Annotated in this window: 16 protein-coding genes; 13 read left to right on the top strand and 3 right to left on the bottom strand. The window is 41.7% G+C overall.

Annotated elements, in window-relative coordinates:
* Positions 1–198 precede the first annotated feature (198 nt).
* From MMU07_RS07115 to MMU07_RS07055, 13 genes are all read left to right on the top strand, one after another.
* Positions 199–1,923 carry a tetratricopeptide repeat protein gene (locus MMU07_RS07115; protein ID WP_418884509.1) on the top strand — a complete coding sequence of 575 codons (1,725 nt, stop codon included), beginning with the start codon at positions 199–201 and terminating at the stop codon, positions 1,921–1,923.
* On the top strand, positions 1,916–2,653 hold the full coding sequence (gene lolB1 / locus MMU07_RS07110) for a lipoprotein insertase outer membrane protein LolB1 (protein WP_241125158.1): 738 nt from the start codon (positions 1,916–1,918) through the stop codon (positions 2,651–2,653). The genes MMU07_RS07115 and lolB1 overlap by 8 nt, the downstream gene beginning before the upstream one ends.
* The gene (locus MMU07_RS07105; RefSeq protein WP_241125157.1) at positions 2,654–3,898 is read left to right on the top strand and encodes a murein hydrolase activator EnvC family protein; all 1,245 of its coding nucleotides are present in this window, start codon (positions 2,654–2,656) and stop codon (positions 3,896–3,898) included.
* A gap of 111 nt (positions 3,899–4,009) precedes the next feature.
* Positions 4,010–4,213, top strand: a complete 204-nt coding sequence (tatA, locus tag MMU07_RS07100) for a twin-arginine translocase TatA/TatE family subunit (protein WP_241125156.1) — start codon at positions 4,010–4,012, stop codon at positions 4,211–4,213.
* A 23-nt stretch (positions 4,214–4,236) separates the two neighbouring features.
* Positions 4,237–5,667 (top strand): Asp-tRNA(Asn)/Glu-tRNA(Gln) amidotransferase subunit GatA, encoded by a 1,431-nt coding sequence (gene gatA, locus MMU07_RS07095; protein WP_241125155.1) that lies wholly within the window; start codon positions 4,237–4,239, stop codon positions 5,665–5,667.
* Positions 5,668–5,684: 17 nt separating this feature from the next.
* Positions 5,685–7,112, top strand: coding sequence for a lytic transglycosylase domain-containing protein (locus tag MMU07_RS07090; protein ID WP_241125154.1), 1,428 nt, complete (start codon positions 5,685–5,687; stop codon positions 7,110–7,112).
* Between the two features lie 69 nt (positions 7,113–7,181).
* On the top strand, positions 7,182–8,285 hold the full coding sequence (locus tag MMU07_RS07085; RefSeq protein WP_241125153.1) for a DUF4837 family protein: 1,104 nt from the start codon (positions 7,182–7,184) through the stop codon (positions 8,283–8,285).
* A gap of 22 nt (positions 8,286–8,307) precedes the next feature.
* Positions 8,308–10,572 (top strand): NADP-dependent malic enzyme, encoded by a 2,265-nt coding sequence (locus MMU07_RS07080; protein WP_241125152.1) that lies wholly within the window; start codon positions 8,308–8,310, stop codon positions 10,570–10,572.
* Between the two features lie 3 nt (positions 10,573–10,575).
* Positions 10,576–11,175, top strand: a complete 600-nt coding sequence (gene ruvA / locus MMU07_RS07075; RefSeq protein ID WP_241125151.1) for a Holliday junction branch migration protein RuvA — start codon at positions 10,576–10,578, stop codon at positions 11,173–11,175.
* 235 nt (positions 11,176–11,410) lie between these two features.
* Positions 11,411–18,349: a T9SS outer membrane translocon Sov/SprA gene (sov, locus tag MMU07_RS07070; RefSeq protein ID WP_418884506.1), complete on the top strand. Its 6,939-nt coding sequence runs from the start codon at positions 11,411–11,413 to the stop codon at positions 18,347–18,349.
* Between the two features lie 55 nt (positions 18,350–18,404).
* Positions 18,405–18,782 carry a glycine cleavage system protein GcvH gene (gene gcvH, locus MMU07_RS07065; protein ID WP_241125149.1) on the top strand — a complete coding sequence of 126 codons (378 nt, stop codon included), beginning with the start codon at positions 18,405–18,407 and terminating at the stop codon, positions 18,780–18,782.
* Positions 18,783–19,074: 292 nt separating this feature from the next.
* Positions 19,075–19,749, top strand: a complete 675-nt coding sequence (locus MMU07_RS07060; protein WP_241125148.1) for an energy transducer TonB — start codon at positions 19,075–19,077, stop codon at positions 19,747–19,749.
* Between the two features lie 120 nt (positions 19,750–19,869).
* Positions 19,870–20,538 (top strand): energy transducer TonB, encoded by a 669-nt coding sequence (locus MMU07_RS07055; protein ID WP_241125147.1) that lies wholly within the window; start codon positions 19,870–19,872, stop codon positions 20,536–20,538.
* A 376-nt stretch (positions 20,539–20,914) separates the two neighbouring features.
* Here MMU07_RS07055 and MMU07_RS07050 read toward each other — a convergent pair whose 3' ends face one another.
* The 3 genes from MMU07_RS07050 to MMU07_RS07040 all read right to left on the bottom strand — a co-directional run bounded on the left by MMU07_RS07050 (position 20,915) and on the right by MMU07_RS07040 (position 26,401).
* Entirely contained in the window at positions 20,915–21,664 is a 750-nt protein-coding gene (locus MMU07_RS07050) for a prohibitin family protein (protein ID WP_241125258.1), read from the bottom strand.
* Positions 21,665–22,126: 462 nt separating this feature from the next.
* On the bottom strand, positions 22,127–23,005 hold the full coding sequence (locus MMU07_RS07045; protein ID WP_241125146.1) for a YicC/YloC family endoribonuclease: 879 nt from the start codon (positions 23,003–23,005) through the stop codon (positions 22,127–22,129).
* Positions 23,006–23,020: 15 nt separating this feature from the next.
* A complete protein-coding gene (locus tag MMU07_RS07040; protein WP_241125145.1) occupies positions 23,021–26,401 on the bottom strand; it encodes a biopolymer transporter Tol in 3,381 nt (1,126 codons plus the stop codon).
* Between the last annotated feature and the right edge of the window lies 1 nt (position 26,402).

The following is a 26,402-nucleotide window of genomic DNA, read 5'->3' as shown; positions in this document are numbered from 1 at the left end:
AAACATCCTTGAAAAAACAGGAGTTTTGGGCTATGTGTTAAAATTGACTTTAGCCAGAAAGAACAAAAAGGTACTATGTTTGCGTTAAGTATCAGGTCTCCATATTCAATGGAACAATATCGGTATAAATATAAGGAAACAGCATTTCTGAAAATTTGCCAATCAAATCAAAATCGTAATCATACCTTGCCTGTGGCCATACACATAAAAAAAACATTAAGTATTTCATTGTTGATCTTGGTCAGCTTCGGTGCATTTTCCCAAGAAAAACTTTCCCGAAAAGAAAGAAAAAAGCAATTGAATGAAGCCCAAGCCTCTAGGTTATTTATTGATGGGCAGCGGTTTTTGATACAGGAGGATTTTGATAGGGCTTATTTTTACTTCCAGAAAGCAAAAGAATTGAGTCCCGAACAACCTGCGATCAATTTTAAAATTGCCGAGATTCTTTTACGGGCAAACCAAGTGGACAAGGCTTTGGAATTTGGGATGAGAGCGGTGGAGTTGGATCCTGACAATAAATACTATAACCTTGTGATGGCTGAAGTTTATTCCAAGAAAGGCGAACCAAAAAAGGCTGCCGCGATTTTGGAAAAACTCATGGCCAATTCGGGCGAAAATCAAAACTATATCCTTGACCTTGCATCATTGTATCTTGCTGCCGGCGATTTTGAAAAGGCACTTGAGGCCCTAACCGCAGCGGAAGAGTATTATGGCATGGCTTCGCAGATCACCACACAAAAACAGCGAATTTACCTCCGAAAAAATGACCTCAGCAGTGCCATTGCCGAAGGAGAAAAGCTGATTGATTCACAGCCGGGAAACTCCCAATTTGTAATCAGTCTTGTCGAAATCCTTTTTAATAATGGGAAAACCGATCAGGCTATTCAACACGTCGAAAAATCTCTTACAGCCTATCCCAATCAGCCGGACCTTCAGATGGCTGTCTATGCATTGTACAAAGACAAGGGTGAAATTGACAAAGCCGAGGAATCTATCAAAGCCGCATTTGCCAATCCAGACCTTGAAGCACAGGTTAAAGCCCAGGCATTTGCAGGCATCCTTCAGGAAACCAAATCAGCAAGAAGAGACGCTCTTTTAGAACACCTGACAGGAAGCATGCTTACCAACCATTCCAATGATGCGGATATCCTGACCGTCTTGGGAGACAAGAAATTATTTGAAGGTGACAGGGAAGGAGCTTTGGAACTTTACAAAAAATCCATAAGGATCAATCCCTCAAACGCCCAGGTTTTACAGGGAGTGATCACTACGATGTTTGAATCGGGAAAAGATTTCGGCGAGATCGAGCAACTGACTTCGACAGCTGTAGAGGAATTTCCTGAAAGGGCTGAATTCTGGTTTTTTGACGGCACTGCAAAGCTCGCATTGAAAAAGGGACCAGAAGCTGAAAGTTCCTTAAACAAAGCCCTTGAAGTCAATAAAGGAAAAAACCCGCAATTGGATCTTTTGGTAAATGGACAATTGGGCGATGCCTACCATTTGACCGGTGCTACCGAAAAAGCTTTTGAAGCCTACGAGGCCGTGCTGAAAGTAAGACCTGATGATGAACATGTCCTTAATAATTATGCCTATTACCTTTCATTAGCGAAAAAAGATCTTGAAAAAGCCAAGACCATGTCCAGCCAATTGGTCAAAAGATTTCCAAAAAACGCCACTTACCTTGATACCCATGCATGGGTTCTATTTCAGCTGAAAGATTATGAAGGAGCAAAAAAATACATGGAACTTGCTTTGGAATACGAAGAATCTCCCAGCGGAGTGATGTTGGAGCATTATGGTGACATTCTATTTCATTTGGGCAATAGCAATGAAGCCATCGCCTACTGGAAAAAAGCCGAAGGCGGGGAAGATACCTCTGAATTTTTATTGAAAAAGATAAAGGATAAAAAGTATTATGATTAGGCCTTTAATAGCTTTATTACTTCTTTTTGCTGTTTTCATTTCGGGTTGTGCAAAAAAAACCAACCTCTACACCTCTGATGAGATTATGCAGGAGTTCAATCCTGGATATTTTGAATTCCAATATATCAGTGCCAAGGGAAGAATAGTCCTGGAGGAATCTGATGGCAAAATTACCAAAGGAACAATCAACTTAAGAGCAAAAAAAGACAGTGTTGTATGGTTCAGCATCACCCCAGGATTGGGAGTGGAAGCTATACGAGGCATTGTCACTCCTGACAAAATGCGGATCAAAGACCGAATCAATGGAGAGGATATCAGCATAAGTTTTGTTGAAATGCTAGACAGGTATGGACTTAAACTGGATCTTCCGTTGATTCAAAACCTTGTATTTGCCAATGTACCCCAAGAATTTAGCTACAGGGACAGGTTACTCAGAGCCGGCAAGTACTTTGAACTGACCCAAGTAAGGGAAGGTGTCAGGTACCACTCGCGCGTAAGCACCAATCATGGGAAAGTTGTGGAACTGACTAGCAACACTCTTGATGACAAGGGGGCTTTAATAGCCAGTTATCCCACCTTCGAAGTCGTCAATGGTCAGCCCTTCCCAAACAAGATGTTGCTTAAACTTTCATTTAATTCAAATGAAGGTCTTCAAAACGCCATTATTCATCTTGAATTCAGCAAGATAGAGTACCAAAGCGAAGCCCTTACCTTTCCATTTCATTTTTGAATGATGAAAATAAAAATTGTTCTCTTTCTACTCTTGCTGTCAATTGGATTTCTTGAAGGGGAAGCTTTTGCCCAAACCAAGAAAACAAGAACACAGCTAGAGAAGGAAAAGGCAGATATTCAAAAGCGATTGTCTGAATTTGACCAAATACTTAAAAAAACTTCAGAAACAAAAAAAGCATCCGTAGGGCAGCTCAATGCAGTAAACAAACAGCTACAGACACGGATCACCTTTATCAGAACCCTAAGCAACGAAGTCACGCTTATAAACAGAGAAATCAAAGAAACAGAGAGCTCCATCAGTTCTCTTGAATCAGATCTCAAAAATCTGAAAGAAGAGTATGCAGGTATGGTCTATACCTCTTCAAAGTTGAATTCCGGTATGACGATGACTGCCTTTATATTCAGCTCCAAGACTTTCAAACAGTTTTACATGAGACTGAAATACCTCAAACAATACTCTGACGCCAGAAGAAAGCAGGTAGAGCTGATCAATGAAAAAACCTCAGAGCTAGCATTCCAAAAGAACCTATTGGAAGCAAAGAAAAAAGAGAAACAAGTCGTATTGACCAAAGAACAGGAACAAAAGCAGCAGCTCGATAAGCAAAAAAGGGAACAACAGGGAATAGTAAACAATCTTTCGAAGCAGGAGCAAGACCTCAGAAAAAAAATTGCAGCAGCCAAAAAACAGCAGGAAAACCTCAACAGTATGATCAAAAGGATCATAGAGGAAGAAATAAGGCTGGCAGAAGCTGAGGCAAAAAAGAAAAACAGCACCGCATCCAAATCTTCAGGCAGCAGTATCCCGTTGACACCAGAGGCGGCAGCACTGTCAAGCTCCTTTGCGGGTAACAGAGGGAAATTGCCTTGGCCGGTGGAAACGGGTTTTGTTACCAAAAGATATGGAACCCATCCCCACCCCACGCTTAAGGGAATCACAGAGGATAACGACGGCGTAGATATTCAGACCACTCCCAATTCCAATGTCAGGGCGGTGTTTGAAGGCGAGGTCACCAAAATATTTACACTCCCAGGATATGGAGGAACAATCGTTGTAAAACATGGGGAATATTATACCATGTATAGCAAACTTAAGGTCGTCTCAGTCAAATCCGGTGACAAAGTGAAGGCCAAGCAGGTATTGGGTCAAGTATATACAAACAAGGAAGGAGTAGCTGAAGTCCACTTTGAAACATGGAAAGGACTCCAGCCAATGGACCCATCCACTTGGCTAGCGGGACGATAAAACAATTAAATCGTATATTTATAAAAAAAGCGATGTGAGGGAGCATCTTTCCTTTGTGTAAGACAGTCACTCTTATATCTTTGTATCATATAAAATCTAAACAATACCATCATGACTACATTGGGTTTCTTGCAAAACATGGGCGGAGGTTCTATTATTTTGATAATAGTTGTTATACTTCTGCTATTTGGTGCCAAAAGAATCCCTGAATTGGCACGAGGACTAGGAAGAGGAATCAGAGAGTTCAAAGATGCCACCAAGGAGATTCAGGACGACCTCGAAGAAGGTCTCAAGGAGAAAAAGAAAAAAGACTAATCAGAATCAAAGAGTAACACACCTTGGAAAAATTCCTTTCATTTGACGACATTAAAAAGTCGCTTGAAAATAGGGAAACCGATTGTAAAGCGATTGTAAATTATTATCTACAAAACATCCAAACGAAGGCGCACCTCAACGCCTTCGTTGAAGTTTATAAGGATTCCGCTTTGGCCCAGGCCGATAAAGTGGATGAAAAAATATCTTCGGGAAAAGCCGGTAGACTTGCCGGGATGGTTGTTGGAATCAAAGACGTTTTGGTTTACAAAGCCCACGAATCCAACGCCTCAAGCAAAATCCTCAAGGGATTCAAATCCCAATTTACTGCTACCGCGGTACAGAGGCTTATCGATGAAGATGCCATTATTATCGGCAGGCTCAATTGTGACGAATTTGGAATGGGAAGTTCCAACGAAAATTCTGCCCATGGGAAGGTTCTCAACGCTGCGGATGAAACGCGGGTTCCTGGGGGTTCCTCAGGAGGCTCTGCTGTGGCTGTCCAAGCCAACCTATGCACCGTTTCTCTGGGAACAGATACGGGTGGCTCTGTAAGGCAGCCTGCTGCATTCACAGGTCTTGTAGGAATCAAACCTACCTATTCTAGGGTTTCGCGTTGGGGATTGATCGCCTATGCCTCTTCATTTGATACGATAGGTGTCCTCAGCCGTAATGTACGCGACAATGCACTCGTCATGGAAATCATGGCAGGTCCGGATAATTTTGACAGCACTGCTTCCAAAAAACCAGTTCCGCATTATTCAGAACTTTTACATTTTGGAAAAAGGGCAAAAATCGCTTACATCACCGAAACCATTGAATCAGAAGCTTTACAGCCTGAAATCAAGGCCAACACTTTGGCTGTTTTGGAGAAACTCAAACAGGAAGGTCATCAGGTAGAAGAAGTTCATTTCCCTTTACTGAAGTATACCTTACCTACTTATTATATCCTGACGACTGCCGAGGCAAGTTCCAACCTTTCGAGATTTGATGGGGTAAAGTACGGCCATAGAAGCCCACACGCCCATAACCTTGAGAGTATGTACAAACTGACCAGATCTGAGGGGTTTGGGGATGAGGTAAAAAGAAGGATCATGCTCGGTACATTTGTGCTTAGTGCAAGTTATTATGATGCTTATTTCACCAAAGCGCAGAAGGTCAGAAGATTAATTAAAGAATTTACCGAAGAAGTATTAAATAAATTTGATTATATTATTATGCCAACTACGCCTTCTACAGCGTTTAAGTTTGGAGAACATAGTAATGACCCTGTTGCCATGTACTTGGAAGATTTATTTACAGTTCAGGCCTCTGTTTCGGGAGTTCCTGCATTGTCCCTTCCAAATGGCAATGACAACAAGGGTTTACCTATCGGGATCCAGATAATGGCAAATTCATTTAAAGAGGCTGAATTATATGCTTTTGGCAATTATTTGATGGAATTAAATAGTAATTAACTCAAAATTACCCAGCAATGAAAAATCTATCTATCTCACTCACATTCAATTTTTTACTTCTCTTTTTCATTCAACCTGCTGCCATAGGCCAGGAATTATTTGGCATCAACAATGCGACAATAGAAGAAGAAACCATTGCTGCTATTTATCATTTTGATCACATCCCTGATTTTACTTACAACGAAGTAGCGAAGAAAATCAAAGAAATGGATACAGATATGCCATTTGAATTGAATGAAAGGATTTTCTCCTTTATCAATTACTTTGTGGTCCGAAACCGGGAATACACCAAAATGGTCATTCAAAGAAAGGATACATATTTCCCCTTGTTTGAACAGGCAATGGTTGACCATGATATGCCAGAGGATATCAAATACCTCTCCATTATAGAATCCGGATTAAATCCAAAAGCAAAATCACGAGTTGGAGCTTTGGGCCTTTGGCAATTTATGCCTGCCACAGGGAAAATGTATGGCCTGGATTACAACAAAGATGTAGACTTGAGAATGGATCCTGAATTGTCCTCTGATGCTGCTGCTAAATACCTCAAATCGCTTTACAGGATGTTTGGAGATTGGGAATTGGCCTTGGCGGCCTACAACTGTGGTCCTGGAAATGTCAGAAAAGCAATCAGAAGATCAGGTGGAAAAAAGACTTTTTGGGGAGTATATGATTACCTTCCAAAAGAAACGAGAAGCTATGTGCCACAATTTCAGGCCATGATGTACGTCATAAGATATGCCGAAGATCATAACCTGATCTTGGAACAACCTAGTTACCCCATTGCCTACGAAAAAATCAATTTTAATCAAGAGTTGGATCTCGAGCAGCTTGCAGCAATTTCAGGAATTTGTATCGAAGACTTAGAATACCTTAATCCTGCTGTACAAAACCGCTTGATCCCTATTTCCAACCAATTTATGGCTGTCAATGTGCCAAAATCAAAAGTGGATTACATTACCGAAAACAAGGAACAGTTTGCTGATGCTGTTAAATTGACCAGCGAAAGATCTGTGGTTTTGAGGACAAATTCCATCACCACAGCAAATATAACCAAGCCTGCAGTGGCTTCGACCACAATCCAATCTCCGGCCAACCAAAATAAAATCACCTATGTAGTCAAGTCAGGTGATGTACTAGGGACAATTGCCCAAAAGCATGGTACCACAGTGACAAATATCAAAAACTGGAATAACCTCAGCTCCAATACCATCAGGGTAGGTCAAAAACTAGCGATCTACAAAAAAGGAGATTCCTTTCAAACCACCCTTGCTGATAACACAAAATCACCGGTGAGTTCACCCCAATTCTACACTGTTCAACCGGGGGATTCCCTTTGGATAATTTCCAAAAAATTCGATGGCCTAACCATTGACCAAATCAAAAAACTCAACAATCTTAATTCCAATCAAATCAAACCCGGGCAAAAATTGAAAATCGGTTAGCCCCTTTGATAAGTCAAACTTTTTCCCGGTTATTCTTATTCCTAAATTGTAGCAGTAACAAAAATCATTATGGAAAATTTAAAAAAAATAACCTTGTCCTTGGTCCTTGTACTTACTTCATTCACATTTTGGAGCTGTGAAGAAGGTGAAGGTTCATCTTCCACCAAACCCAAAGCCAGAGGTGCCATCGGTGAAATTGTTCTGGCAATTGATTCAGCAAAATGGGACGGACCTGTCGGAGACGCCTTAAGGGAAGTTTTCCAGTCGGATGTTCCGGGCTTGATCAGAGGAGAAAGTATGTTTGACATCAGGAAAATTGATCCAAGCGCAATGTCAAGGTTATTTAAAACTTCCACCAATATCATTTTTGTAACCACATTTGACGATAAAAAAATCGGGAGTCAAAACATCAATGCAATATTTACAAAAGAAGCTAAAGAAAAAGCAGCGAGCGACCCAAATCTTTATCTATTGAGAAGTGAAGATGAATTTGCACAGGGACAGGAGGTAATTTACCTTTTTGGAAACAATGAAATCCAGCTTGTTGAAAATTTATTGAAGAATAAAAACAAGCTTAGAAACCTGTTTCAGGTGAGAGAAAGGGAAAGGTTAGAGAAAGTATTGATGAGCAGAAAAAGCTCAGAGGCAAGAGTAGCCTCAGAAAAGTTAGGATTGGAAATCAATGCCCCTGCTTCCTATCAGATCGTAAAGTCTGAGGATAACTTTCTGTGGATGAGACAACCGACTCCCAACACAAGCAGACCGGACATCAGCCTGTTTTTTTATGCCACAGATTACACATCCGAACAGCAGGCTTTTCCAGATTCTATTATAGCTTTGCGCGAAGAAATCACCAAAAAACACATCTTTGGAGATCCTAACAACCAAAATTCCTACTTGACCATCGAAAGAGTAGACCCTTCTCCCCTATTCAATAATTTCCTCATCAAAAATAATTTTGGGGTAGAAATCCGGGGAGGTTGGAAGACCAACAACCTTAGCATGGGCGGATCATTTTTGTCCTATGTCATTGTGGATTCCAAAAGAGGGAAACTTTATTACATGGAGGGCTTTGTTTACTATCCTAATGAAGCCCACCGAGAAGCAATCCGCGAAATAGAAACCATCTTATTGGCTACTGACCTTTTGGGTGAAAAAGAACAGTCAAGCTGACCCCTTTTAACAATAAACCTTTATGGCTATTAAAATCAGAAAACAAGACGCTTTAAATTACCATTCTCAGGGGAAACCCGGAAAAATCGAAGTAGTACCCACCAAACCACTCTCCAGCCAGTTAGACCTGGCATTAGCTTATTCCCCCGGTGTCGCAGAGCCCTGCTTAGAGATAGCCGAAAACAAAGAAAGTGTTTATAAATATACCGCCAAAGGTAACCTTGTAGCTGTCATTTCTAATGGAACGGCAGTTCTTGGATTGGGAAATATCGGTCCCGAAGCCTCCAAGCCCGTGATGGAGGGAAAAGGTGTTCTTTTCAAAAAATTTGCCGGGATAGACGTCTTTGATATTGAAATCGCGGAAAATGATCCCGACAAACTAATCCATATCATCAAATCCCTTGAGCCAACCTTTGGAGGTGTCAACCTCGAAGACATCAAGGCTCCGGAGTGCTTTGTCATTGAACAGACCCTAAAAAGGGAAATGAATATCCCCGTCATGCATGATGACCAGCATGGGACTGCAATTATCTCTGGCGCTGCCTTATTAAATGCACTTGAGGTAGTAGGTAAGAAAATCGAAGAAATTCTTTTGGTGGTCAATGGAGCCGGAGCATCTGCTATTGCCTGTACAAGGTTTTACATGGCTTTGGGAGTAAAACCTGAAAACATTGTCATGTGTGACCGAAAAGGGGTAATCAGAAAAGACAGACCTGATTTGGATGCTACCAAAATAGAATTTGCGACATATAGGGATTTAAATACCCTTACTGAGGCCATGACAGGTGCCGATGTATTTCTAGGTTTGTCTTCGGCCAATTCAGTAAGCCCCGAGCAAATTCTCCTGATGGCAGAAAATCCAATAGTATTTGCTTTAGCCAATCCTGATCCGGAAATCGCCTATGATTTGGCCATGGCCACAAGGGACGATATCATTATGGCCACCGGAAGGTCAGATTATCCCAATCAGGTAAACAATGTTCTTGGCTTTCCTTATATCTTCCGTGGTGCGCTGGATGTACGGGCAACTTCCATCAATGAAGAAATGAAGTTAGCCGCTTCAAAGGCTATAGCGGCTTTGGCCAAAGAGCCGGTACCTGATATTATCAATAGGGCTTATGGAGACAATAAAATCACTTTTGGAAAAACCTATCTGATTCCAAAGCCATTGGATCCAAGGCTGATTACCACTATTGCTCCTGCTGTAGCGAGAGCAGCCATGGATTCTGGTGTTGCAAAAACACTGATTACAGATTGGGAAGCTTATAATGTGGAACTCCAAGAAAGAATAGGCATCGACCAAAGGCTCATGCTTAGAGTGGTGACCCGAGCTAAAAAAGATCCAAAGCGGGTAGTATTTGCGGAAGCAGACAATGTCAAAATTCTCAAAGCTTCCCAGCTTTTGAGAGATGAGAGGGTTGCTATCCCTATTTTGCTGGGCAATAAAGATAAAATAGATTCTCTGATTGAAGAGCATAACCTAGACCTCACCGGCGTCACTATCATCGATCCTTACATGGACGAAGAAAAACTAAAGCTCTTTGGTAATGTCCTTTATGAAAAAAGAAAAAGGAAAGGCTTGACACCGGGAGAATGTATCCGTCTTATGAAAGACCGTAATTATTACGGTGCCATGATGGTCGAGTTGGGAGAGGCCGATGCTTTGATATCCGGATTGACTAAAGATTACCCAAAAACAATCCTTCCTGCTCTTCAGGTCATAGGAGTCAAGCCAGATGTAAACAGGGTAGCGGGAATGTACATCATGAACACTTCCAAAGGTCCATTCTTCTTTTCTGATACTACTGTCAACGTAAATCCTACTGCTGAGCAATTGGTGGAGATTGTAGGACTGACGGCAACAGGTGTCAGATTTTTCAATATTGAACCAAAAGTTGCAATGCTTTCTTATTCAAATTTCGGTTCGGCCAAAGGTGAAGTGGCTTCCAAAACAGCAATTGCTACAGCATTGGCAAAAGCAAAATATCCCGAACTTGTCATCGAGGGTGAAATGCAGGCAAACGTGGCAGTAAATGACGATATCCAAAAAGAAACCTATCCATTCAGTTCGTTGATCGGACATAAAGCCAATACGCTCATCTTTCCTGACCTCAGTTCAGGAAATATCGCATACAAGCTGCTCTCAGAATTAGGAAATGCCGAAGCAATCGGACCGGTGCTATTGGGTATGAACAAACCTGTTCATATATTACAACTCGGAAGTTCAATCCGGGATATTATCAACATGGTAGCTATCGCAGTGGTAGATGCCCAAACCAAAGATTAAAACATGATTGCATATTTAAAAGGGAAATTGGCCTTCAAAGATCCTACATTTGTAATAATTGATATTTCAGGTGTGGGGTATCAGGTCAAAATTTCTCTACAGACCTATTCCCAAATCAAAGATGAGGAGCAAATTATGCTCCTCACTTATTTAAGTATCAAGGAAGATGGTCATACGCTTTATGGATTCAGCCAAGAATCTGAAAAAAAGCTGTTCCTCAATTTGATTTCCATATCAGGAGTAGGGCCAAATACCGCCTTGATGATCCTTTCATCTTTGAGTTCAGAAGAACTTGAAAGCGCCATTATAAGTGAGGATGCCCGGACTATACAAAATGTCAAGGGAGTCGGTGCAAAAACCGCACAGAGAATTATACTTGAATTGAAAGATAAAATCAAAAAAGAGTCATTTGCGGATTCAGTATTACCTACCTCTGCATTTTCAAAAAGTAACAATAAAACAAAAGAAGAGGCGTTACAAGCCTTGCTGACGTTAGGGTTTACCAAAGCTGTTGCAGAAAAAAACATTGCAACAGTTTTGAAAAAAACCGGTCCGGAAATTTCTTTGGAAGAATTAATTAAAGCATCTTTAAAAAACCCGTAATCATCACAAACCCGACTGTCTTTTGTATCCGCAGTTTTTTTCAAAAAAAAGCGCAACATCCCCTTTGAAACCAATAGGTCTTCTGGTTCTGGGCTATTGTTTATTGTTTTTTGGTAATTTACAGGCACAGGAAACAAGTTCAGACAGTGTACAGGCCAGATCTGATACCGTTCAGAGCAGAATTGATTCTTTGAATAAAAGGAGAATGCTCCCCTCATTTTTGCTTTGGCAAAACATGAGGACCAATCCCCTATTCCCTACACAGAACCCCTACCTTCCAAAATATTCTCCTTTTTATCAGATGAATCCCATCCAACCTACCATACAGGTGGAAATGGACTCAATCCCAAGATATCGGATCCAGGATCAAGTGGACTCAACGGATACAGATCCAGGAATGTTATATGATTTTGATGAATTTTCAAAGATCCAGGAATTCCGTGTCAGACAGGAATATTGGAGAAGCAGATCAAAGGGTCTTGACGGAGAAAGTCCTGTCAGTGGAAGAAACCTTATTCCACCAATTACCACAAGTCCGAGCTTGGACAGAATATTTGGAGGAAATGAGATAAATATCATTCCTACGGGATTTGTTGATCTTGACCTTGGTGCGATTTTTAGACGGATTGACAATCCCTCCATACCAGTCAGACAGCAACAGAACGGAAATTTTAATTTTAACCAACAAATCCAAATGGCCGTCAATGGTACTTTGGGTCAAAAATTAAAGATCGGAGCAAACTTCGATTCCAACAATTCATTTGATTTTCAGAACCAACTCAAGGCTGAGTACACGGGCTTTGAAGAAGACATCATCAAGTCCATAGAAATCGGTAACGTAAGCATGCCTGTCCAAAACAGTTTGATTCAGGGCGCCCAAAACCTCTTCGGAGTCAAAACCCAACTCCAGTTTGGTAAACTTTTTGTGACAAGCGTTGCCTCTACCCAAAGAGGTAGAAGGGACGAGCTTGTCATTGAAGCTGGTGGTCAGGGCAGACAATTTGAAATTCAAGGATCTTCCTATGATGAAAACCGCCACTTTTTCCTCGCACATTTTTTTAGAGACAATTACGAAAGGTGGCTGAGAGGTTTGCCCCAGGTTCTCTCGGGACTCAATATTACCAGGGTGGAGGTCTATATAATGAACCGTGCCCAAAACACAGAAACACTGCGGAATTTTACCTCATTCGTAGATTTGGGTGAGGGCAGCAGGATATACAAACCTGAAAACCCAAGTATTGGGACAGGAAATCCCGGCGCACCGGCATTTAACCAAGCAAATTTACTTTTTGATAACCTCAATGGAAATCCCGCATTCAGACCTTTTGATACGGGCTCAGGAGCAATAGAATCCAACCTAGGACTGACACGGGGCATAGACTTCGAACAAGTCAACGGAGCCAGAAAACTTGCTCCCACGGAGTACCAGTTTAACAGGGAGCTTGGATACCTATCACTTTCAAGAAGACTTCAAAACGATGAGGTCCTTGCGGTTTCATTTGAATACACCTACAATGGACAGGTTTATAAAGTGGGTGAATTGTCAGAAGACTACCAGAACCGACCCATCTCCGACCTGATATTCCTAAAAATGCTCAGACCTGCAAGGATCAATATCAGAATCCCAACATGGGATTTGATGATGAAAAACGTCTATAACCTCAATGCCAACCAAATCAAACAGGAAGGTTTTCAGCTGCAGGTAATTTACCGTGATGACAGGACAGGTCTGGACAACCCTACACTTTTGGAGGGTGAAAATGTCAAAAACAGACCCCTTATCAGGCTTACCGGACTGGATAACCTCAACCCTCAAAATGACCCTGCACCTGACGGTAACTTTGACTTTATTCCCGGGATTACCATTTTTCCCGAACGTGGTCTTTTGGTATTCCCTGTTTTGGAGCCATTTGGGCAGACGTTAAGAAGTCAGTTTTTGCCCAATGAAGCCAACCTAGCAAACAAATATGTTTTTGATACGCTTTACCGCACTACGCTCGCAGATGCAGAATTGGTTACGAGGTATGACAAATTCTTTATTAAAGGAAGACTCACAGCAGGTTCTGCTTCAGAAATTTTATTACCCGGACTCAATATTTCTCCCGGATCTGTAATCGTAATGGCAGGCAATATCCCTTTGGCAGAAGGGGTGGATTTCACAGTTGATTACAATTTTGGAAGGGTCAATATCATCAATGAGGGAATCCTACAATCAGGAAAAAGAATTTCTATCAGCTTTGAAAAGGCCGATTTGGTGTCATTTCAAACAAGAAGTTTATTAGGGACAAGGGTAGATTATATCCTCAATGAAAAATTTAATATCGGTGGTACCCTACTATACCTGAACGAACGACCAAACATTACCAGGATTGCCATAGGCAATGAAACCCTAAGAAATAGCATGTGGGGATTGGATGCAAACTTCAGTGATGAGTCCCGCTTTTTGACCAAACTGGCAGATGCACTGCCATTTACAAATACCAAAGAAAAATCATTGGTGCAGATTAGCGGTGAATTTGCGCAGCTGCTCCCGGGAACTTCCAATCAGGTTTTGGGTGAGCCCACCAACTACATCGATGATTTTGAGACAGCCATAACTCCATATGGTCTAGGTGGATCCGCTGCACAGACATGGCATCTGGCCGCCACCCCAAAAACTGATGACAACCTTTTTGACCTAAGTGCCATCACAGCAGACAGGCTTGGCAACGCCTACAGGAGAGCCAAAGTAGCTTGGTACAATATTGACAACATTTTCTACAGGGAAGGCGGAGCTGACGTACCTTCCAATATCAACCAAGCTGACCGTATCAACCATTATGTCAGGCGGGTATTGCCACAGGAAATCTTCCAAAACAGGGACAGAGATGTCATTGTCGTACCGGAGCCCTTGTTTGAGCTTGCCTATTTTCCAAGCGAAAGGGGAATGTACAATTACAACCCCAATCTGACTACAGATGGTCTCCTACCCAATCCAAGACAAAATTATGGGGGCGTCACCCGACCGATAACGACAGAAGTTGATTTTGACAGGACAAATATCGAATACTTGGAATTCTGGATGTTGGATCCGTTTATCGAAGGAGAAAACGGTCGGGTGTTAGACGGGAAATTCAACCAAAACAATACCACAGGGGGAAAATTGATATTCAACCTAGGGGAAGTATCAGAAGATGTCATCAAGGATGGAAGGCACGGTTTTGAAAATGGGCTGCCTGCAGACGGGAATCCTAACAATGCAAATGTCACCGAATGGGGAAAAATCACCCAACAGCAGTTTCTGATCCCGGCATTTGACAATTCTCCGGAGTCAAGGGTAAATCAGGATGTGGGTATGGATGGTCTGCGAAATGACGAAGAAGAGGAATTTTTCAAAAACCGGTTTATTGACAGATTGAACGTGAGTCCTGCTGCTTTGCAAAGTATCAAAAATGACCCTTCAGCTGATAATTTTCAATACTATTTGGGTCAGGAACTTGACAATAACAATATCAAAATCCTGGAAAGATATAAGAAATTCAATGGAATGGATGGAAACACGCCCATCTCCAACAACAGTAACCTATCCTTCGTGCCCGCGGGATCTAACCTCCCCGACAATGAAGACCTTAACAATGACAATACCGTCAATGAATTAGAAGCCTATTACGAATACGAAATCGATCTGAGGCCGGGAGAAATGGAAGTAGGCAAAAACTACATCGTAGACAAGGTTACTTCCAGCCAAAGCGGGGACAGAGTAGATTGGTACCTTTTTAGAATACCTGTAAGGACTCCTGACAGGGTGCAGGGCGAAATCTCAGGGTTCAAATCGATACGCTACATGAGAACCTATCTTACTGATTTTGAACAGCCTGTGGTGCTCCGTATGGCCAACTTCCGCATGGTGGCAAGTCAGTGGCGCGTATTCTTGGAATCGCTATACGAAAGGGGATTTTTTGAAATCCCTGAACCTGACAATTCAAACTTCAGTGTGGACGTAGTCAACATTGAAGACAACGGGCAAGGAAGTGCTACCCAAAGCCCTTATGTCCTTCCTCCAGGAATCATCAGAGACCGTGACAACCTTGCTTCTGTCGAGAGGGTATTGAACGAACAGTCTATACGGCTATGCGTCGAAGACCTACAGGCAAAAGATGCTAGGGCAGTTTTCAAAAATGCCAATTCACTTGATATGGTGCAGTTTGAGCGGATGAAGATGTTTATCCATGCTGACAGTGAAGATGCCCAAGATGGTGAAATGACAGCTTTCCTAAGATTGGGAACAGATTATACTGACAACTACTATGAGATCGAGGTTCCCCTTAATATTACTCCGAAAGGTACCCGTGATCCTTTACAGATATGGCCACAGGAAAATGAAATAGACATTGCCATCAATGAGATCGTTGGGGTAAAAATAGAAAGAGACAACAGAAGAGTCCCCTTAAATCTTGCCTTTTCTCAGGACATAAGGCAATACCGCGTCACTGTGGTGGGACGTCCCGAACTCAGTCTGGTACAGGGATTGATGATCGGAGTAAGAAATCCAGGAAGCGGCAGCGGTGCCTCCAAGTCCATATGCATTTGGGCTAATGAATTGAGGTTGACCGGATTCAAACAATCCACCGGATGGGCAGCCAATGCGCGGCTTAATGCGCAGATTGCCGATGTGGCCACTATATCTACTTCAGTAAGACACAACACTTTTGGTTTTGGAGGATTGGAGACAAGGCTTTCCCAAAGGGCACAGACTTCTGCTACCCAATATGATATTTCTGCCAATGTAAATGTTCACAAAATCCTCCCGGAAGGATTGAATGTCTCCATTCCAATGTATATCAGTTTTGAAAATGCCACAACAAAACCACAGTTTGACCCACTAAACCCAGACGTACTCTTTGACCTAGCACTCCAAAAATTCCAAAATGAATCTGAAAGGAACATCTACCGAAGTCAGGTTTTGGATCAGATGACCCGAAGAAATATAGGCTTTACCAATGTGCGGAAAAACAAAAATCCAAATCAGGAAAAGAACCGTGTCTATGACTTGAGCAATTTCTCATTTTCATATGCCCATGGTTCAGTGCGGCAAAGCAATATCAATACTGAAAGTTACCTTTTTGAAACCTACCTGGGAAATGTGGCCTATGTGTACCAGCCAAAACCTTTGGTTTTTGAACCTTTCAAAAATTCTTCTTGGGTGGGAGGAGATAAATTCAGTCTGATCCGGGACATGAATTTCAATTTTGTCCCCACATCCTTTGCAGCCAGAGTTGATGTAGACAGGCGTTTTTTGCGTACCCAATACAGGAATGACCAACTGACGATCGATGGAGTTGATCCTTTCTTCCAAAAGAGTTTCTTCATCAACCGTACCTATAACCTCAACTGGGACCTCACCAAAAACCTAAGGGTAGACTACCTAAGCAGGGTATTGGCTGTAGTTGACGAACCTGATGGAGATATAGATTCTGAAACCAAAAGAGATTCTTTGCGCAACAACATCAGGAATTTTGGCAGAACAACTAATTACAATCATCAGGTCAATGTCAATTACAAATTGCCATTGGATAAAATCGGTGCTTTGGATTGGATAGGAATGGATTACAAATATGCCACCACTTATTCATGGCTGACCGGTGCCATAGGACAGCGGGACACCTTAGGTAATATTATCCAAAACACAAGGGACCAATCTTGGGTTGGTAAGCTTGATTTTGTCAAACTTTATAATAAAAATGCCAAATATCGGGCCTTGAATGCCCCAAAACGACCAAGCATTCCGGGAAGAACTGCCGTCAGTGCTGAAGATACCATTGGGACCCCTTTTACAAGAAAAACCATTCAATTCCTAACCATGATCAAGGATATCAACTTCAGGTATTCTATTGTCGATGGAACATTCCTTCCTGGATTTATGGCAGAAACAGGATTGTTGGGTTTGGATCGAAGTTTTATGAATCCGGGCTTCGGTTTTATTTTTGGGGCTCAAGATCCGGATATCAGGTTAAGTTTGGCAGAGAGGAATCTCATGGCTCCAAGTACCGAAATGACACAGCTCTTTAGGCAAAATCAGACAAAAAACCTGCAGCTCACGGGATTGGTCGTACCGTTTAAAGACTTCAACATTACCCTCGAAGCAAGAAAGAGAGAAACAGGGGATTACACGGAAATTTTCAGGAATTCTTCAGAAAATCTCGGGGAGTTTACATCCCTGAGCCCAAACAGGTCCGGAGCATACAGCATTACTTATTCAATCATAAGAACAACTTTAGCGAGAGATGATCAAAATAACAACTCTCCATTGTTTACTGATTTTGAACAGAACCGAAGTGTCATACAGTCCAGGCTTAATGCACTGAATCCAGGTGGAGAATATGCCCTAAATGGACAGGATGTTTTGACCCTCTCCTTCTTATCAGCCTATTCCGGACGCGACCCAAATACCATAGAACTGAATCCATTCCCAAAAATACCGATTCCAAACTGGAGAGTGGATTACAAGGGTTTGAGTCAGGTACCGGCACTCAAAGAATATTTCTCAAGTATCAGCCTTACCCATGCATATACTTCCACCTACGATGTGAGTAATTTCTCCAACTCCCTGCTCTACAAACAAGGCCTTGAGTTGTACAACAGCATTCGGAATTTCCCGGGAGCAAACCTCACCAACGAATTCGGTGAATATATCCCGGTCTTTATTCTAAATCAGGTGGTCCTATCAGAGCGTTTTGCGCCATTGATCGGGGTCAATCTTTTGACAAAGGACAGGTTAAACATTGTAATGGAGTATAATTCTGAAAGAAATTTAGGATTGAACTTCTCTAATGCGCAAGTAACCGAACAATCTAGCCGTGATTTTGGATTTGACTTGGGGTATACCAAAGCAAGGGTCAAAATTCCATTCAAAATCCAGGGAAGACAGGAAATCCTCGAAAATGATTTGCAGTTTAGATTGAGTACCAAGGTAGTGGATACAAGACAGGTCCAGCGGAAAATCGGAGAAGGAAGTACAGTCACAAATGGCAACCTGAATATTCAAATCCGTCCGACTATCGGCTATATCGTAAGCAAAAGTCTGAACATTACCATTTACTTTGACAGAACTATCAACGACCCAAGAGTCACCACAGCCTTCCGTAGAAGTTCTACTGCCTTTGGTGGACAATTACGATTTAATTTAGCGCAATAGGTTTTTACATTTGTCGAAACCTTGTATTTTTGGTCACTTTAAAATTAAAACCAATATGAATTTTCCAAAGGAGCTCAAGTACACCAAAGACCACGAATGGGTCAAAATTGAAAATGACATTGCAGTCATTGGAATTACAGAATTTGCACAGAGAGAACTTGGGGACATCGTCTATGTCGAAGTAGAAACTGTCGGTGAAACAATCACTGCAGGTGAAGTTTTTGGTACTGTAGAAGCTGTAAAGACCGTTTCAGATCTGTTTATGCCATTAGAAGGAGAGATTATTGAGTTCAATGAAGAATTGGAATCTTCCCCCGAACTCGTAAACGAGTCACCTTATGAGTCAGGATGGATGATCAAGGTAAGATTTGCCGGAGAGGTACCTTCTGACTTGTTGTCCTATGAAGAGTATTCTGACTTGGTAGGTGCATAATCCTCTTGAAATAAAATTTCATCAAGATTCCGGGCTAATGGTTTGGTAATAAGCATTGAAAATAGATCCAAAAGAAAATATTCTAAAAATCTTTCAACATCAATTACACCCTAAGGCAAAAGCTCTAACACGAATAGGAATCTAAAGCTCTCTAAAGAAGTAAAAAAATTGGGCTAATTGGTTCAATAATTTTATGCAAGGCAATTTGATCTCTTGTAAAAATTAAAATTAATGGCTAAAATTGTTATCTCTTAAATCGTAAAAAAATTATTAACCTTATAAATTAACAACCATGGAAGCTAAAAAGACGCCACAAGCGGATTTATCCAAGAAAACAGGCATGTTCCTGAATCTTGGATTAGCAATTAGCGTCGGGTTATGCCTTTTTGCTTTCGAATATAAATCCTATGACGATAGGAATTTGAAAGATCTAGGTAGCGTTACCGATGAGTTTGAAGAACTGCTTGATATTCCAATCACGGAACAGCCACCACCGCCACCACCGCCAATCGAGCAACCTGTGATTCAGGAAATTCCTGATGAAGTTGAAATTGAGGAAAAAATCGAAGTAAACTTCGATGTGGACGTGCAGGAAGAAACTGTGATCAAAGAAGTTATCATCGCTGATGCTCCTGTGGTAGAAAAAGCAGACGAAATCTTTGACGTCGTTGAAAATTCACCTGAATTCCCGGGAGGAATGGAAGCATGGAATGAATACTTGAGGAAAAACCTTAAATATCCAACCCAAGCAAGACGTATGGGAATCGAAGGAACTGTTTATGTGGTATTCGTTGTGAATACTGACGGGACAGTACAGGATGTCGAGCTTCTGAGAGGTATCGGCGGAGGTTGCGATGAAGAAGCCCTTAGAGTTGTGAAAGGAGCACCTAAATGGACTCCAGGTAAGCAAAGAGGTCGCCCTGTAAGGGTGAGGATGAGACTTCCTATTAGATTCAAACTTGGATAAAATACATAAGGGGCTAAAAGCCCCTTATTTTTTTAACGTTTTTTAATATTGTAAAATTAGTTAAAATGAAAAAATATTGGTCTGCAATGTTTAAATTCATGAACACTAAACTTTACAACCATGGAAACCAAGAAAAATCCTTCTGCAGATTTAAGGCCGAGGAGAGGATATTTCCTCAACATCGGTCTTTGCATCAGTATTTCCATTGCCCTTTTGGCATTTGAATGGAAAACGGCACAGATCAATAACATCATCATCGATGGGCAGGACATCCTTTTTGGAGAGGAAGATATCCCCGAAATCCCTCAGGTATTGCAGCCTCCTCCCCCACCAAAGATCAAAAACCCTGTCATTGAGATTGTCCCGGACGATATCGAAATCAAAGATCTGCCAGACTTGCAGATTGAGGTAGATCCTGAAGATAAATACCCGGAGGTAACCATTGAAATCGGACCTGAAAAAGAGATTGCAGATGAAACTGTGGATTTTTCAGAAGTAATGCCACAACCTATGGGCGGAATGGATGCTTGGAACAGGTATCTGTCCAAAAATTTAAAATACCCAACCCAAGCGAGGCGGATGGGGGTCGAGGGAACTGTTTATGTTTCTTTTGTAGTCAACAAACTTGGACAGATTGAGGATGTGGAGCTTGTCAGAGGAATCGGTGCAGGATGTGATGAGGAAGCCTTGCGGGTGATTTTAGCAGCAGAAGATTGGTTGCCAGGCAAAAACAGGGGAATTCCTGTAAAAGTTAAGATGCGGGTCCCAATCAGGTTCAGGTTACAATAAAAAAGGGCCATTTGGCCCTTTTACAATATATTCATACTCTGCTCATTTATTTTTTTCCCACCCGGCTGTAGTCAAACACCTGATGCTAGGTCCGGGTGGGTGCCGATTGCTATAGACATGGAACTTCACCCCTTTTATCTTTACCATCCACGTTAGCCATCGGGATATAATTGGACTATCCGACCATACACTCAAACGAAGGACCGTTTTAGGTCAATTGAATTACATCCCTAGAGCTGTACCGGATCGTTCATAAGTATGCGTAATACATCCCGACAATTGTCGCGGATAGGCCTAAAGGCTACGCTTTTCTACGATATACAGGGCAAGTTTATAGACAATAATACTTTTACTTTTGGAGACCGCATGACTGAAATCAGTCTTTTTGCGAATTGATTAAAAACGGTGTCTTGCCATCGGTGATGATGATTTTGGCATTTGGCGAGTTGGCGAGCTCACGAAAGGCCTCAATACTCCGAAGCTCGATGATCTCCTTCACGAGTCCCTCAGCCAAAATTTTCTGAGCTTCCCGAGTGCCTTGAGCTTCAATTTTACGGCGTTCGGCCTCCTTGCGCTCCCTATCGAGAACATACTCCATCTGTTGGGCTTCCTGTTCGGCGGCGAGTTTGCGCTCAATGGCACGGCTGAGTTCCTCGGGGAGTTTAATGCTTTTCATCAGAACACGCTCCACCACCACACCACGGGTCCGGAGGGACTCATGCATTTTCTCCTGAATCTGAATTTCGATCTTACTGCGCATCCCCGAGTGCATGTCCTTGGCCATGTACTGTGCGCTAACATCTGCAGCAGCAGAGCGAAAGACATTCATGATTAGCACTGAAGCGAAATTTTGCCCAACATCCTCAAGGATAAAGGGGACCTTAGCTTTCTCGATGCTGTAAAGTATGGAAATCTCCGACTCAACTGTAAGTCCTTCTTTGCTTGGCAGATTCATCCTTACCTCTTGGTTGGTGGTACGGATAGGAACCTTTAGCACCCGAGTTGAGAATGGATTATACGAGACCAACCCCGCGTCCACTATAGTAGGACTGAGCTTTCCGTATCTTCTTTTGACTCCAATTTCTCCCTGCCTAATGACGGTACAGGAAGACAGCAAGGCGGCCATAGCCACCGCAAATATGGTTTTTTTCATAGATTATCAGGAATTGATTTTTTTAGTTCAACGAAAAAATTCCTACTCAAGGTTGGGATAAAGTCGCAAAATTCTGGATGTAGAAAAAACTTTTTTTCAGGTTCCCCTATGTTGCATATTCTATCTGTTGAAGCTTGGTCTGTTTGGAATTGGCCTACTTTGCACCAAAGTAAATCAGGATGGCGATCGAGAAGCAAATAGATCATTTCCAAACACCTTGTCCTACCCCTTTATCCTGACCAACTACGTATCCATCGGGATGCAATTGGACTATTCAACCAAAAAAGCAAATGAAACGTAATTCTTGACAACTTGAATTACAAAAACTATTAAATAAAAAGATAGGAGGAAGCGTAAAAGAATAGCTTTGATGAAGCTCCTTAGCGCGTATCCGGAAAGCAGGGCCCGCAATCTATACAGGACCAAAAGAGTCGTTTACAATATATTCAAACTTTGCTCTTTTACTTTTTCCAATTCATCCTTCATCACCACCACACTCCTTTGAATCATGGCGTCATTGGCTTTGGATCCGATGGTATTGATTTCCCGCCCGATTTCCTGACTGATAAAGCCCAATTTTTTTCCTTGGCTGTCTCCCGCCATGAGATTTTTTTCAAAATAATCCAAATGGGATTCCAACCTGACGATCTCTTCAGTAATGTCAATTTTCTCAAAATAGTAAATCAATTCCTGCTCGAGCCTGTTTGGATCAAAACTGTTTTCCTCCATCCAATCCCTGAAATTCCCCTTGATTCTCTCTCTGATCCTGATTTTTCTTTCTGGATCTTGGGTTTTGACCGTTTCCAAACCTTCCCTGATGACAGCAAGGTTTTCCAAAAACTTACCTTCTAAGGTATTGCCTTCATCTTTTCTAAATGCATCACAATGTCTCAGTGCTTTTTCAATGGTCTTTTTTACGATTTCCCATTCATCTGTATCTGTCTTCTTTTCTACGTTGGAATTGAGTACTTGGGGAGATTGCAATGCCAGCTTAAACAGATCCGAAGTACCGAAATCAACTTTTTGGGCTAGGCTTTGATAGGTCTTGAAATAGGTTAAAAACAAGCCCTCATTGACTGCGACGGGCATTTCTTCAAAGGATTTATAAGAAAAATCAAGGTTTAGATTCACCTTTCCTCTTTCCAAGACTGTGCTTACCAAATTTCGGATTTCAAGTTCTTTGTCTGAAAACTGCTTGGGTGACCTGATCGAAAGGTCTAAAAATTTGGAATTCAGTGTTTTTACCTCGACGCTGACAACATAATTGTCATCTTCAAAACCGGCCAAGCCATAGCCTGTCATGGACTTTATCATAATTTTTGCTTGTGATTAGAAATTGTAGCCCAAGGTAACGTAAAATTTCAACTCGTCGGTTTGATAATTTCGGATTGGTCTGGCAACATCAAATTTGAAATAATAATTGAGCAAGACTGTTCTCAAGCCTGCACCGTAGCTTTGCAGCCAAGGGTTGTTGAAGTTGTTAAGGGTAATCACAAAAGGCGAACCGGGGGTGGTGATGACCTCAGTATTCTGGTCATTGATTCTTTCCCATGGTGCCGCATCATTCCATGCCGAACCTACATCATAGAATGCCACCATCTGGAAGTTTTTGACAAAGTTAGAAGTGATATTTCCCCTGGACAGGTAGGAGAACAAAGGAATCCTCAACTCTGTGGTGAAGGTAACCACATTCCTTCCCCTGATTTCATCAAATAAGTATCCCCTCAGGTCAACAAAATCCGCAAACAGGATATTAGAGTTTTCAAGACCCTGACTGTTTCTTACCGGAGATGGTTCCGGTCTATTGCTTGGCGGCTGGTAAAACTCATTAAACAGCCAATTGTCCATCCCCCCTACCAAATAATTTTGTGGGTTTTTTCCAAAAAAGGAACCGCCGAATAGCCTTGTCGCTAAAATCAGGTTCTTATGGATGACTTGATAATTTCTGAAATCGAGATAAAAATTCGAGAAGGACCTTGATGCATTGTTCAAACCCTGGTAATGTACAACGCCCATTTTTGCTTTCGCGCCTCTTTGGGTATATAATCCCAATTGTTGGGTTTTGTCGAAGACAAATTCAAACCTTCCCCCGGCATAGGTCACATCAAACCTGTTTTGATCAGGATCCTGACCTCGGATGATAGAGTCGGGGTTGAGGTTAAAAAATTGGGTCTTTGCCAACAAAGGCGCAACGGTAACCCTGGAATGGACATTGAATGGATATGAGAATCCAAACTCCGTTTTGTTTAAAACATAACTTTGGTCAGTAATATCCCCTTCAATGACCCTGATGGACTTTCTATCATATCTGAGAGAAAAATCAATTCTTTGCTTTAGGTATTCATATTCGAAGAAAATATCACTCCCTGACCTAAAATCAAGCGGGAACATCAATCCTCCCTTGAAGTTATGGTTATCAAGAATGTCAGTCATCCTACCGGATAAGGCCAATCCGAAACCTCTCAATGGATCCACTACCCAATCATTGCTTAAATTGGACGTTATAAATTGTGGAGTCATCCTAGAAGGTCCTGTAATTCTTTTTTGAAGACTTTGTCTTCTAAAATTCTCAAGCATATTCCCTCTTCCACCTGTCTGCCCCTGAGAGGTAGCCTGCTGTTGTACTATCGGTTTAGGTAAAGTATCAAATGCATAATTCTCAGTATTGATTCCTCCTTTCCTTTCAAACCTCAACCTGTCAGTATTGATACTGCCCGTCAGGCTCTTGGGAGCAGGAATGGAATCTTTGACAGTCTGCTGTTGTGTTTGTTCTTTTGCAGGAGGAGCACTCAGCATCAGGTCTTCTAACCTGATGTTCAAGACGGTATCCCTTTTAACAGTTGGTTGTTCCGCACGTCTGCTGAGTTCTACTGTCGGTTTTTTACCTCCTGCATCGATCTCTGACCGTCTCGATGAAATCCTTTCAGAGAGTGTCTTGGCCTGCGAAAGCTGGATTCTTGGCGTACTTGGGGTAAATTGATCCACATTGGAATAGCTTTCAATTACCAGCCTGCTTTGGTTTCCATCTCTGTAAGAATACGCTATTTTGTTTATTTTGGAGGAATAGTCGAAAGACTCCAGGCTTTTGTTAAATGCGGTCATCTGACTTGATATCCCGTTGGATACTGTCAGTCTCATCAGGTTATTGATCCCGCTTTGGTCACTGAGGAAAAGTATGTTGTTGCCGTTGAGAACTCTGGGCCTGACGTTTTTATTATTGAGGTTGGTAAGCTTGGATATCTTGAGAGAATCCCAAAGATCCACCTGAAACAGGTTGAAATAATCAGGGAGGTTTTTCACATCAGGTGTTCTGGTCAAAACCGAATCCGGAAGTGGTACAAAGTTGGAGGAGAAAATAATTGTGGAATCATTCAAAAACACCGGCGTGATGTTGTCAAAGACATCATTTGTAATTCTTTTTCCTACACCTCTGACATTCAGTGAGTATACATCCGTTTTTCCGTTGGCAATCGAAGAAAGGACCATGTTTTTGCCTGTGGAATTGAAATCCAAGCTAAGTACCTGTGTGATGTTCCTTAAGAAAATCTTATCCTGACTTGAACCGTCTATGGCTCTTGATCTCAAGGTGGTGGTTCCCCTTTTGAAAGTAGCAATGGCAAGATTAAGGGTGTCTTTCCAAGCAATAATCGGCACTGTGAGATTTGTAGGCTGGTCAATAGAAACTGCACCACCGGAATAAATTGTCATTTCCCTTCCGTCAGCAAGGTTTCTGACTTGGACTTTATACTTTCCACCGCTATTGATCACATAAGCAAGATGCTTGGCATCGGGGCTAAACTTGATATCATTGATGATTCCAAGGTAAGATTCTGAAGTTTCTGCGATTTCATTGGCTGTATTGATGTCCTTGAAAGTATTGAAAACTTGCTGATTGGTATTGACATAGAACTGCTTCCACTGATCCTGAAAAACCCGATAATTGAGCCCGATGGTGTTGGCAATGCTGTTTTCCTCATTTCTGTTTATCCTAGACAGATTCAGGATACTTGAAATGTATCGCCTTCCATATTTTTCGACGATAAAATTCCAAATAGACTGACCTACAAGTCCGGCTTCACGGCTTTTTAGCTTATGAAGTTTGGTGTTTTTTTCCTCTTTGAAATAATGCCTGACAAAATCGTCCATTTCCATACTCCATCCATGCGCCAGATACATGGCCACTCCATCAATGTACCATTCGGGAAAGCTGTTGATGAGGTTGGATTGAAAAGCATCGGCTATGGTGGAGCCATAAAGCATTTCTTCAATAATTACTTTAGAGGTTGTATAAATCAATTCCCGCTTAAAAGCTTCCCAAGTCCCGGGGTAAGCCACTTCTCCGATTAACTTGCTGAAAAAAGTCTGCCCATCGATGGTAAATTCATCTTTGTTGAGGTTAACGTTACTTTGGAGAATTTCTTCTTGAGAATTATATATAAAAATTTTGGGCTTGGTATAAGCTACATAACCAATCAATTGGGTCAGCCTTTCAAATTCACTTTCGAGGTAATCAATGGCCATTTTGGCATTGTTCATTCCCCCGTCATAATAATAAACCTCGAAGTTATTGGAGCTATAGTAATACCATTCAATATTTTTGTGTTGGATCCGGTTTTTACCGAATTTTTCCCCATTAAACTGCGCTAAAGACAGCAATGGGAGTTGCAAAAAGAAGATTGATAAGACTAAGAATACGATCTTATTTTTCATC

This window comes from Cognataquiflexum nitidum (genome assembly GCF_022538055.1).
GTDB lineage: Bacteria > Bacteroidota > Bacteroidia > Cytophagales > Cyclobacteriaceae > Cognataquiflexum > Cognataquiflexum nitidum.
This window is presented reverse-complemented; position numbering and strand designations above follow the sequence as displayed.